We start from the raw sequence: 11,499 nt of genomic DNA, 5'->3' as shown, positions 1-11,499 counted from the left end.
CAAGGAAGTTCCCCATGATTGGCTGTTTCCCCAAGTGCCAGCAGTAATACATCACGGAGGAGCTAGTACAACGGCGGCAGTGTTACGTGCAGGGACACCATCAGTTACCGTACCCTTTTTTGCAGATCAGCCAGTTTGGGGTGAAAAGTTAACTCGGTTGGGAGTCAGCCCTGCGCCGATACCGTACCACAAGGTATCAGAAGAAACTCTAGCGGCAGCGATTGAAGTAGTACTGGGCGATGAGGTGATGCAGTCTAAAGCCCAGGAGTTAGGTGAGAAAATCAGGGCTGAGGATGGTGTAGCGAATGCAGTTGAAGCATTTCATCGGCATTTGGGTTTGATTAGGTGAGAAATCCCAATGCCGACCAACGAACGACAATTGCGGTTTTTGGCGAAAGCAGAGTTGGAATCGGCTGTACAAGCGAATGTATGGCAGCAGGCAGTAGAGCAAGCTGGCAATAAGATTCCATAGCGATCGCATAGTGAAAGACGCTGAGTAGGTCATGGAGAGTGTCCTTTTATAGCCGCCATAACTGGACAGTTGCTTTCCTAAATGTAGGGCAATAGATTATTTGACCCAGCGACAAATCCTCACCCAAATTTTCCTTGCTTATCAGCTTTACTTTACAGGTGAACGGTATCGCCTCCAAAAACGCCTCCAAATTAACAGCACTAAAATAGCAATAATAAATCCGCTCAGGGTATATATACCTTTAGTTGTTGGCATTAACCACCAAGGTTCTTGTTGGTTTGGCTTTGGTGGCATACTGAATTTTAAATTCGTTAACTTGATCAGGGTAGACCTAACAGGGTTATCATTCTTTTCCCCTAATCCTGGTAGCCCCGCAACAAACGAGCCAAAAGCCCATCCTCCGGCTAGGAGGGTAACGAAATTTTGAAACGAGCGATCGCGTTCAGCTTTTTCTACTTCAACTCGACTACGAACAGCGTTAATCGTATCCGATAGCAATTTTAAACCACGCTCCAAATTTTCGGAATCTTTAGTTATCTGTAAACGATATTTATCTTGAACTAATCTACTAAATTCTGTAAAAAAATCTAATTCCGTTTCTGAACTTGCTTTCAGCCGTGTAGCTTTATTATTTATTTTTACTAAGCGTTTTTCATAATTACTTAAGTTAATATCAATCGTTCCGCCTTGAAAATCTAAAATAGTTAAATTTTTTGTATAATTATTCAGCGTATTTTGGACATTAACTAACATTTGATTTAAGATATCTAATTCACTGTCATTATTTCTTGCTTGCTCAAGCAAATCATTACTAGCTTGAATTTTACCAAAATAAGTTTGTAAAAGATTTTTTACTAGCCGACTTTGACTATATGCCCAAAGTATCTTGTGGCGATAGTAAAATAATCGCATCCAATCAGCATAAAATTTACCTGATATATTTAAGGTATTCTCGTCCGGATATATGATGATAATAATATGTTGATTATTTTGGCTTAGTTCAAAAATGCTTGCTTCCAGAAAATGTCCTTGTCCTTCTAAATTTTCTTCCCAATCCAAATCAGGCAGAAAGGATTTACAGCAGGCTTGAGCAATTTCTGCATGGCTTTTTGTGTAACCTAGCGGTAGCCACCCAGAAAGCATCCAAGTTTGTCCAATATTCCCTGTTTGACCTTTTAAGATTTGTTCGATTTCAGCTTTAATCCCGGCAAAGCAATTAGTTGCTTGAGCATCAAGTTTATTATTTAACGCACACTCTATAAGTAATCCGTAACTATCCCCCAGTAATACAGGATAGAAATAGCCTTCATATTGTTTATCTTGAGGTTTCATCTGTACAAATGTACTTTTCAACAGATGGGCATACTCATTTTCTACATGATTTTCAGTTTCTATAAATAATGATAAATCGATATAGCCAGGAAATTTATTCCGAAAACTTTTTTGATTTTGCTCAATCTCATTTATAGTATCGCCTAAACTATACTTCAAGTCATAAATAAACAGGTCAATTGTCGGATATATAATTTCAGTCATTCAATGATAAATTGAGATTTTTGATGGGGTTAAGGAATCACAGATAATTAAACGAGTTATCAGTTATCGGTTACCAGGCGTATCGGTGTAGGTAAAGAAGCGCCACCAACGCATTCCACCTTCGTTAGTGGGGGACTTAGACAAGCGGGACAAATAGATCAAAGTAGTACACACGCTGCGAAAGGTATTTTATAGCACAAACGAAAGGAACCGTTTACAAATGCCTCCAGGTAAATTTGTCCAGGGAGGGATGTTTTTTAGCATTGATGGAAAGCCGTTGATAGCTACAGCTGATGGAGGTACAGTTAACTTGTGGAAGTTGACAGATAAACAAGAAAAAGTTGCTGAATTTCCTGGACATGAAGGAGACATTATCAATGTTTTTGTTAGTCCAGATAGAAAACTAATGGCTACGGTTGATAAAAAAGGTGCAATCCGCCTTTGGAATATCACAAGTGGAGAATTGATTGCCGATTTACCGGGAAAAAAATACAGTGACAATGAGTACAAGAAGTTGATTTTCAGCCGTAGTGGCAGACGAATGGTTATTATAGTGAGTCAACATGGAAGTCCTACCTTATTATGGGACTGGGTAAATAATCAGCTTGATTCATTCAAAGGATCTCAAGAGAAAATAATAGAAGCTGTTTTTACCAAAGATGATAGTATACTTTTGGTCAGTGATAAGGGACATATTTTCAACTGGTCAGATAAGAAGCAGCCTATTTCAGTGAGATTGCCGAATCATTTATTTATTGAAAACAATTTTACTTTTAGTCCCGACGGTAAGCAAATAGTAAACATAAGGTTTCATCACGGTTGCTTGCAATTAGAACATTATAAATTATCTCAGAATCAATCTGAACAAAAAACACTGACATCTGGCTGTGCAGTTGCTTTTAGTAATGACAGTAATAAACTAGCTATTGCGGATGAATTTGGTAATATTTACTTGTACTCTTCGGGTAAGCTTGAAAAGCCTATGGAGTTAAAAGCTTATAAAGGTGGGGTGACAAAAGAATTAATTTTTAGTCCTGATGGAAAGCAACTAATTTCTTGAGGAGAAGACAACAGTATTAAATTGTTTAGCTCTGAGCCTAGTAAATTAGATAATACTAAATTTCATTGGTCAGATTTTACCACACAAGAAGAAGAAAAAAATAATCAATTTTCTTATTCATTTCCAAGTTTTAGCCATGATAGTAAAAAAATGATTTCTGTCCAAAAAGATGGAAGTATCTTTACATTGGATTTATTTAGTAAAAAACGTGAGCTGCTAACAAAAATTGACCCCTATTTTGATAATGATATTGTTAATATTGTTGTTAGTAATAATCACAATAAAATTGCTATTGCTAGAAAAAACAAAACTATCGAACATAGGAGTTTTTCGCAAAAACAACCAGGTAAACTGTTCAAACTACCTAAAGGAAATTTCCATAGCATGATTTTTAATTCTAAAAATGGAAATTTATTTTTAGCCTCTTATGAGAAAAAAAATGGCACAGTTTACGTGTGGGAGGATGTTTCTTTAGAAAAACCCCTTTTGGAACTTGAAGCAGAACCAGTTGGTTTGTCTTTCGATCCTGATGGGGGACTGCTAGTATATACAATGCAACAAGCTGGGGGGGCAGCTATGACGCTGTTCTCATGGAAATTTGATAAAAATATAAAAACCTTAGAAAATTATCTAAATCTAACAGCATACAATCAGATAAAGGTTAGTCCAGATAACCGCTTGATTGCTATAACTGATGATAATAAGGAAGGTATTATTGAGTTATGGGATTTTAGGAATAAAAAGCTGTTAACAGAATTCCAAGTACATCAAAATATCAAAAACAATGGATATTATAGGAACGAAAGAATTAGTTTTAGTTATGATAGCAGCTTAATGATTACTATTGGTGCGGATGGTAGGACTAAGTTGTGGCGGATTGGCGATTTAGACTATTTGCTTTCAAAAGGTTGCGATCATGTGCGAGATTATCTAAAGAATAACCCCAATATTGAGGAGGGCGACAGACATCTATGCAACGGTGTACCAAAACCAATTATCCCTTTCCTAAGAAAACAGAATGGTTTCTTTCATCCATAGTGGGCGAGCGCTCATGAACAGCTTCTGTCACTCTCCGGGGTAAGTAAGTCGTAAATATGCTAAACTATCCAAAAGCATAAGAGGGTTTAAATTGATTCATTGCATTAATTAAATGATTGAATCCCAGCAATAAATTGGAATTATGAAAAATCTCTAGCCAGGGATAAATTAACCAAAATAGTAGGAGTGGTTGGAGAATTAGACGAAGATTATTTAAAGTATTTTTCCATCCACCTTCCTGATTCCATTGTTTATGATTAGAAAAATCAACAGAACTATTTTCTTTTATCTCCGTTGGGATTTGACCAGATTGGGGTTCAGCCGGGATTACCCCTAGAAGTGAGTACAGACAATTAGGCAAGCCGCTCACTATCTTATATATATAAGCCAGCTTTATCAATCGCCCTGTGTAGAGAATTTTCGGCGGTTGAATGATAAGCGTGACTTAATTGAGGAGAGTGGTTCACGAAGTAGCAGGTGTTTGGGAGAATGAATACTGTCGGATTTCCAATCTAATAGTGGGACAGTTAAACTCTTCAAATATCAAAATAGGCTGAATTGATACTAATTGTTGAAGTGCTTGTTATGTCTGAGTTTCAGCACTATCGAGTTCCTTGGCGACCAAAATTTCTCCATTGTCATTCAACCGTGTATTAGCGTAAGCATTCTGAGAAATTGACATGGCCTGATCTCTAAGTGGAAAGTTGCGATAATGGATGTTAAAAAATAATAATCAAGAAAAATAACTTTGTGCTTAGAGCGACATAAATATTTCTATCAGAGCTCATTTAAATCAGTGTTAGGCATTATCTAACTGTATTTTCACTGCAAACACTGACAAACAATAAAAGCTAGATAACTTATTGACTCTCAACTTTCAGACATTTAAAAAAGTCCATATTTTAGCCGTTTAGAATATAAACTTAGTGTTCACCTATTTTTATAAAGAGAAGGGTCGGCTTGCGATCGCAGCAATCTAGCTACAAGAGAATTAAATAATTTTGCTTTTCTCAGGCAAGCACAATACAGCAAACACTTATTGTAATATTGAGTTTCGCTGCTATCGACGACTCTACGCTATCTGCATAACATGATTCAGGGAACGCTTTTTGACTCTTCTATCACCTTAACTGAGTTGTCATCCCAGGGCAAACGCATCTAAATATTGATGAGCATAGATAAAAGTAGAAAGCAGCAGAAGCTAGACCCCATAGTACTTTTAGAAAGTTAAACATCAATTAGCAAAGTAATGATAATCATTATGATGGGGGTGGATGGGTTAGAGGGAACCGACGGTTGCCATTAAAGAACGTGATATTCTCATAAAAGCTCCAAAGAAGAATTACGCTCTCCCAGATCCTCTCTATGAAGCTGAAGCCAAAAATCACAATTGCTGACCATTTTTTGGGAATAGAAGACCCACGAATAGATCGAACGAAGCGGCATAACTTAATGGATATCATAACGATTGCCGTGTGTGCTGTGATTTGTGGGGCAGATGGTTGGGTGGCAATAGAGACTTATGGATGTGCCAAGTATGAGTGGTTAAAAACATTTCTAGACCTACCGAATGGTATCCCGTCACATGATACATTCGCGCGAGTATTTGCACAGATAAATCCCCAACAGTTTCAGTCATGTTTTCTGGATTGGATGAAATCAGTACAGAAGATAACTTCTGGGGAAGTGATATCGAGCAAGTTCCAAACCTCCTCTAGCGAATCTAAACGGAAGTTACGTGAATAATTAACGTGTGGATTGCACCAAGGATCAATACTCCGAATTTGATAAAGAGCAGGTAAGCCCAGGAACTTTGCATACTCTCTATATTCGTAATCATTGACAAATTTAATTACTCTCGTACTTAACCACATTGTCCATACTTTAAACAGGGTTATCTATACACCAAGAATCTGATTGCTACTAGGGCAAACGCATCTAAAGTATAAAAATCCTTTAATAGCAAGGGTTTCAGCGTTTTTAAATTTAGCCTATTTTTTCGTCAAGATCCTTATCCAGCAGGGGTTTCACAAATGCCGTGCGTTCGCCCTGTGATTGCTACTTATTCCTCTTTTATAGCTTTTGGAGAATTTAATCCCTAAAAGGTTTTCAGAGCTTTAATGTGAATTAACCAAATTCAGATGTCCAAGCGAAATTTGCCAACTAAATCTTTTCAAATCCAAAATTATTACTGAATCTGAACCATTAGTGGTAAGCTTTGCAAGTATCTAAAAAGGTTTACACGACAAAAAATTAAGTAAATTTACTCTCCAATACCCATCAACTTACCGCTTAACAACAAGCTAGTCAACTGTTTGTACAAAACGTCCTACTTTTCCTACTTTTCCTACTTTTCCCAATTTCAAATATTGTAAAACGATGATCTTGAATAACAAATAGATAAGAGAATGTTTTGTCCCTGGGTAATAAACATAGCTGAGATACCCAAATTCCATGTAGTACTATGTATGATACGTAACTTCTAAATCCATTCAAATTACCAACGGAAAGGAAATATTGGTAGAAACGGCGTGGCATTGGAGTGGGAACAAGTACTGGAATACGCCAACAGTTGAAGTGTGATCGCTACTCGTCCCAATCCACCAACACCCCATCCACAATCGCAATGCCCCACTGCGGAAACTTCGCCAGCAGCTTCTTGATCGCGATCTGCTTTCGCCGGATCATCATTCCAACATTCAAGCAAGTACTCAAACCCCGGATTCTGCCGCGGATTCATCCCCACTTTAAGTTTTTGCATACGCTCCGTCCGCATATTTGACAAAAGCAACAATCGCCTCATGCGACCATTTTTCTATCACTGGGGACAGGCGCGGATCAGAAATTATACTCTCATAATCACAGTGAGTCCAAACGAATCAATTGCATTATCAATTTAAGTAGTGATGCCTTTAAAATATAAAATGACAGCGATAGAAATCTAACAATCGCTCTATGAATCAGGAATCGCCTCAATTCATCAACCATATTGTTTCAAGTTTGCGGTCAATTGAGGGAATTACAGCCATCTCATTGGGCGGTTCACGGGCACGAGGCAATCACACCAATAAGTCAGATGTGGATTTGGGAATTTATTATAATTCAGAAAACCCGCCCGATTTAATTGCTCTGAATCGCCTCGCCTATGAGCTTGATGATAAACATCGGGTAAATTTGATTACTGCCATTGGTGGATGGGGAAAGTGGATTAACGGCGGCGGTTGGCTACAAGTTCAGGATGTAGGCGTAGATTTTCTCTATCGTGATTTGGCCAAGGTGAATCGTGTGATTAATGATTGCCATGCTGGACAAATTACTATTGACTACCAACCAGGACATCCTCATGGTTTTTTATCCTCAATTTATATGGGGGAAATTGCTATTTGTCAGGTACTTCATGACCCAGATGGTGTTTTAGAAGCTTTGAAGCTTAAAACAAAGCCTTATCCAGTTGGACTCAAACACGCAACTATTGATACTTTCGCCTGGGAAATCAGTTTCTCGCTGGTGGTTGCAAAAAAGGCGATTGCACGCGATGATGTCGTTTACGCAGCAGGTTGTTGTTTCCGCAGTGTGGCGTGTATGAATCAGGTTTTATTCGCTCTTAATGAAGATTACCTGTTGAATGAAAAAGGTGCAGTGGCAATCGCGGGTAGGTTTGCTATTTGCCCAACTGACTATCAACAACGGGTTGAGCAAGCGTTTGCACTTTTAGCTGCTTCTTCAAAATCGATAACTGAGGCGATTGCGATTCTTGAGGCGATTGAGGATGATTTGAGTCAATGGTATGGAAATCGGCGATTAGCAATGTAATTTTATGGCGATTGAGTTATTCAAGTTCAGGTAGCCAAATTTCTGCAACGCCGAATAGCCCGTTGTAGACATTGCTACTCGTCCCCACATCAACAGCTAAATGCTAAATTTTATTTAGCTACCCAGTAGGAGTTTTCTTTTTCTTATGTGGTTCTGGTCTGCCGATTCAGTAGAACAAGAATTATTTGATTTGTACGCTCCAGCCCTACGGTCGCTCGGCGTAAATTTTAATGACGAGCAACTTCAAGACACTCTAGAAGCATCCAGTTATGGTTTAGAAGATGCTTTCAGGAGCGCAATCGTTTATATGCTCTGGCTCGAAGAAAACCTCAAGCCGATCTACCCGACTGCGATATTAATCGACGCACTTGCAAATCAATGGCGTACCAAGTACTGGAAACCGGAGTATTTGGAACTTGAACAGTTGCTCTCAAGAGGAAAGCGTTGGTGGAGGGCAGCAGTGGATAAGTGGGGTTACGACGAACGTAATCAACTGGTTGCAGACATATTTTACGATCACGGGCAGGAATTTATCAAGTTCCGAAATGGTAAAGAAATTCTAGTTGACACTGCTTATAAATGGGGATGGGAGCGAGTCGCAGATTATGCGTCCCCGTTTTCAGAAAGTAATTGGTCGCTTGGCAGTATCAATGCAAGGGAATCTTGATCAATACCTTCTGAACAAGAGTGGATAAGCACCGTCAAGCAGTAATCGCTTTACCTGCACATATTCTGAGGCAGTGTGATTGTGTGATTGTTAACTCTCCCACTCAACCAATTCACCATCCACGCAAGCGATCGCCCATTGCGGAAACTTCGCCAGCAGTTTTATTTCTGCCTTAGTATTAGCAGCAATTTTACAGTGGCTTATAGTTCAGAGTATTTACTAAAAGACGTATTTTCCCTGAAGCCTTACTTGAGATAAGTAAAAGATATTTTATTTAAGTGCGGTTATATGATTGGCTGCAAATTAAATCAGGTAAGACAATGGTATCTGCTACTCAAGAGTATAAGCTGAAATTTATTACTACCGAACCAATTTACTTTCCTGGACAAAAAGCAGAGCAAAAGATATGGGATGCTGTACGTTCTGCATTTAATGATCGTGAAAACTGCTTATGCTTTTGGACATACCCTATCTTTATTAAAGATAAACAATTATGCTATGAGCCAGATATATTAATTGTTGACCAAGAATTTGGTGTAATTGTTATAGAAGTTAAAAACATTAGAATAAACCAAATCACACACATAAAAGGTTATGACTGGTTTACCAAAAATTTTTATAAATCTCCCATAAATGCCTATAAACAAGCTGAGAGCCAACTTCAACACTTAGTTAATTATTGTAACAAGCAGTCATTACTTGAACGAAAAGTAAGGGCAAGAGCTTTAGTGGCTTTACCCTCGATTACTGAAAAAGAATGGATAGGACAAGAATTTAATAAACAGATATCCTGTCCCCCTATTCTTTTTCAAGAGCATTTAAACAAAACTAATTTAGTCCAAAGAATTATACAAAATGCAGGTCAAGTTCAACCAGGAAGACCTTTAATAGATCAAGAGTGGGACTTACTACAAAAAATTGTTTGTAGCCCATACCTCCTATTCGCCAAGATGGTGTAAGTGAACTAATAAAACTTAATCTAAAACCACTGCGTCGTCAGGTAATTGAACAATTACAACAATGGGTAGGTTCAACAGATATTGAGCAAATTCACATCGGAATGTCAATACCTCCTGGCCCTCAACGTATTCGAGGAATTGCCGGCTCTGGTAAAACTGTGTTGCTATGTCAAAAGGCAGCTTGGATGCATTGGTATCATCCAGATTGGGATATCGCTCTAGTATTTTTCACTCGCAGTCTCTACGACCAAGCGGTTAACTTAGTAAATGGATGGCTGAAATTTTTCTCTAATGATGAGATTGAATACGATCCTGAGACATCCAAGCTAAAAATACTACACGCTTGGGGAGATAACAACCAATCAGGTTTATACTCAACTATTCATGATACGCAGAATATTAGTCTCACTCATAATCAGCGTGTAAAAGGTAATCCTCCTGAAAAGCTAGCATATCTGTGCAGAAGGGTATTAAGCGAATACCAAATTCAACCAATATTCGATGCTATTTTAATTGATGAGGGGCAAGACTTAGCTTTAGATGAGCAACAATTAAAGTTTGAAGATAAACAATCAGTTTACTGGTTAGCATGGCAAGTGCTCAGACCTGTTGCACCGGATACTCCAGATGTCAGACGTTTAATTTGGGCATACGATGAAGCGCAGAGCCTTGATGCCTTGAGTATTCCAACCTCTAAGGAAGTACTAGGCGCAGAATTAAGCCAAATACTAGGAGGAAATGGAGGAGCTTGGTATGAAGGCGGTATCCGCAAAGCTTATGCAATGCGCCATTGTTACCGCACACCTGGGAATATTCTGACTGCTGCTCATGCAATTGGTATGGGATGGCTGCGTCCAGAAGGAATGCTAACAGGAATTACAAATAAAAAAGATTGGGAACATATAGGCTATGAAGTTGATGGTGACTTCCGTAAAATAGGTGAGCCAATTACTATAAGCAGACCTTTGAAAAATTCTCCGAATCCAGTACATCATTTTTGGTCAGGAGATTTATTAGAATTTAATATTTATGATTCTTGCGAAGCTGAACTTGATGCACTCAGAAAAAAAATTCATCAAAACATTCATTGTGATGGATTAAAACCTAGCCGTGATATTTTAGTAATCGTGTTGGGTTCTCAGGAAGAAAGTATTAATCTTCAAAAAAGGGCAGCCCAGACTTTACAAAAGTATGGTGTTGACTTTTATATTCCTAGTGCGCTCAACAGCAATCAATTTCCAGAACAGATGAATTTACAAGACAAGCGACCAAATCAATCTTGGAAAGAAGAAGCTGTTACAGTATCGCGTATTTATCGAGCTAAGGGTAATGAAGCTTATATGGTACACCTGATAGGCTTTAACAATATTGCAAAAAATGAAAGCAGCATAAGCCTTCGTAACCAGTTATTTGTTGCTCTCACCAGATCCAAAGCTTGGGTAAGCTTAAGTGGTGTAGGTGAATCTCCAATGTGCGAAGAGATGCGACAAGCGATTAAAAATGGTAACACTTTCACTTTCAATTATAAAAAACCTCTTGGACGAGTTATAGGCGAGGAAATATTGACATAGTGTTCAGAGAAGGTCTTACCGCTCTCCTAGCTAATCCTCCAATCAACCAACTTCCCATCCACAATCGCAATCCCCCATTGCGGAAACTTTGCCAGCAACTTCTTGATCACAATTTGCAAAGCAGGGTCATCATTCCAGCACTCTTGCAAAAAGTCAAACCCCGGATTCTGCCCACCCAGAGAAGCCATCTTCAGTTTCTCCATTCGCAATAGTCTAGCTTTGGATCTCATGGCGATGTCTTCTCTACGAGACGCTCCGCGAACGGTGGTAAACAACTCCTCATTAGATTTTTGCACCTGATAATTGACTACAGATATATTCCATTGTTTCTCAAACTTGCTGATGCTTGCCCTCATGCTGGCGTAATACTTGCTGTCTAGCAA

General features: G+C 38.6%; 10 protein-coding genes and 3 pseudogenes. 9 read left to right on the top strand and 4 right to left on the bottom strand.

Annotated features, from left to right (window positions below; all coding sequences use genetic code 11):
* On the top strand, positions 1–349 hold a 349-nt coding region (locus ACWATR_RS37525; RefSeq protein ID WP_460344679.1), incomplete at its 5' end, for a glycosyltransferase.
* Between the two features lie 270 nt (positions 350–619).
* Here the strand turns inward: ACWATR_RS37525 and ACWATR_RS37520 are convergent.
* Complete coding sequence (locus tag ACWATR_RS37520) at positions 620–2,008, bottom strand: hypothetical protein (RefSeq protein WP_460344676.1); 1,389 nt, start codon at positions 2,006–2,008, stop codon at positions 620–622.
* A gap of 220 nt (positions 2,009–2,228) precedes the next feature.
* On the opposite strand from ACWATR_RS37520, the gene ACWATR_RS37515 reads away from it, so the two are divergent.
* On the top strand, positions 2,229–3,068 hold the full coding sequence (locus tag ACWATR_RS37515) for a WD40 repeat domain-containing protein (protein ID WP_460344673.1): 840 nt from the start codon (positions 2,229–2,231) through the stop codon (positions 3,066–3,068).
* Between the two features lie 21 nt (positions 3,069–3,089).
* Complete coding sequence (locus tag ACWATR_RS37510; protein ID WP_460344670.1) at positions 3,090–4,106, top strand: WD40 repeat domain-containing protein; 1,017 nt, start codon at positions 3,090–3,092, stop codon at positions 4,104–4,106.
* A 64-nt stretch (positions 4,107–4,170) separates the two neighbouring features.
* Here ACWATR_RS37510 and ACWATR_RS37505 read toward each other — a convergent pair.
* A pseudogene (locus ACWATR_RS37505) lies at positions 4,171–4,428 on the bottom strand (IS701 family transposase); the annotation flags it as partial.
* A 1,043-nt stretch (positions 4,429–5,471) separates the two neighbouring features.
* Here ACWATR_RS37505 and ACWATR_RS37500 point away from each other — a divergent pair.
* Positions 5,472–5,801, top strand: a pseudogene (locus ACWATR_RS37500) (ISAs1 family transposase); the annotation flags it as partial.
* 802 nt (positions 5,802–6,603) lie between these two features.
* On the opposite strand, the gene ACWATR_RS37495 reads toward ACWATR_RS37500, so the two are convergent.
* Entirely contained in the window at positions 6,604–6,867 is a 264-nt protein-coding gene (locus ACWATR_RS37495; RefSeq protein WP_460344667.1) for a hypothetical protein, read from the bottom strand.
* A gap of 194 nt (positions 6,868–7,061) precedes the next feature.
* Here ACWATR_RS37495 and ACWATR_RS37490 point away from each other — a divergent pair, with 194 nt between their 5' ends.
* The 5 genes from ACWATR_RS37490 to ACWATR_RS37470 all read left to right on the top strand — a co-directional run bounded on the left by ACWATR_RS37490 (position 7,062) and on the right by ACWATR_RS37470 (position 11,116).
* Entirely contained in the window at positions 7,062–7,919 is an 858-nt protein-coding gene (locus ACWATR_RS37490) for a nucleotidyltransferase domain-containing protein (protein ID WP_460344664.1), read from the top strand.
* Between the two features lie 145 nt (positions 7,920–8,064).
* Positions 8,065–8,586, top strand: a complete 522-nt coding sequence (locus ACWATR_RS37485; RefSeq protein ID WP_460344661.1) for a hypothetical protein — start codon at positions 8,065–8,067, stop codon at positions 8,584–8,586.
* A 20-nt stretch (positions 8,587–8,606) separates the two neighbouring features.
* Complete coding sequence (locus ACWATR_RS37480) at positions 8,607–8,762, top strand: hypothetical protein (RefSeq protein ID WP_460344659.1); 156 nt, start codon at positions 8,607–8,609, stop codon at positions 8,760–8,762.
* A gap of 144 nt (positions 8,763–8,906) precedes the next feature.
* Complete coding sequence (locus tag ACWATR_RS37475) at positions 8,907–9,545, top strand: nuclease-related domain-containing protein (protein ID WP_460344657.1); 639 nt, start codon at positions 8,907–8,909, stop codon at positions 9,543–9,545.
* A gap of 101 nt (positions 9,546–9,646) precedes the next feature.
* A complete protein-coding gene (locus ACWATR_RS37470) occupies positions 9,647–11,116 on the top strand; it encodes a DEAD/DEAH box helicase (RefSeq protein WP_460344654.1) in 1,470 nt (489 codons plus the stop codon).
* Positions 11,117–11,142: 26 nt separating this feature from the next.
* Here the strand turns inward: ACWATR_RS37470 and ACWATR_RS37465 are convergent.
* Positions 11,143–11,499 (bottom strand): annotated as a pseudogene (locus tag ACWATR_RS37465) (hypothetical protein); the annotation flags it as partial.

It is taken from the genome of Nostoc sp. UIC 10890, from assembly GCF_054786515.1.
Note: the sequence above shows the minus strand (reverse complement) of the source record. Positions and strands in the feature narration are given on the sequence as shown.

Excerpts from the sequence above, each read along its gene's own strand:
- ACWATR_RS37495 (WP_460344667.1), bottom strand. The coding sequence starts at position 6,867 with ATGCAAAAACTTAAAGTGGGGATGAATCCGCGGCAGAATCCGGGGTTT.
- ACWATR_RS37470 (WP_460344654.1), top strand. The coding sequence starts at position 9,647 with ATGTCAATACCTCCTGGCCCTCAACGTATTCGAGGAATTGCCGGCTCT.
- ACWATR_RS37520 (WP_460344676.1), bottom strand. The coding sequence starts at position 2,008 with ATGACTGAAATTATATATCCGACAATTGACCTGTTTATTTATGACTTG.
- ACWATR_RS37490 (WP_460344664.1), top strand. The coding sequence starts at position 7,062 with ATGAATCAGGAATCGCCTCAATTCATCAACCATATTGTTTCAAGTTTG.
- ACWATR_RS37475 (WP_460344657.1), top strand. The coding sequence starts at position 8,907 with ATGGTATCTGCTACTCAAGAGTATAAGCTGAAATTTATTACTACCGAA.
- ACWATR_RS37485 (WP_460344661.1), top strand. The coding sequence starts at position 8,065 with ATGTGGTTCTGGTCTGCCGATTCAGTAGAACAAGAATTATTTGATTTG.
- ACWATR_RS37515 (WP_460344673.1), top strand. The coding sequence starts at position 2,229 with ATGCCTCCAGGTAAATTTGTCCAGGGAGGGATGTTTTTTAGCATTGAT.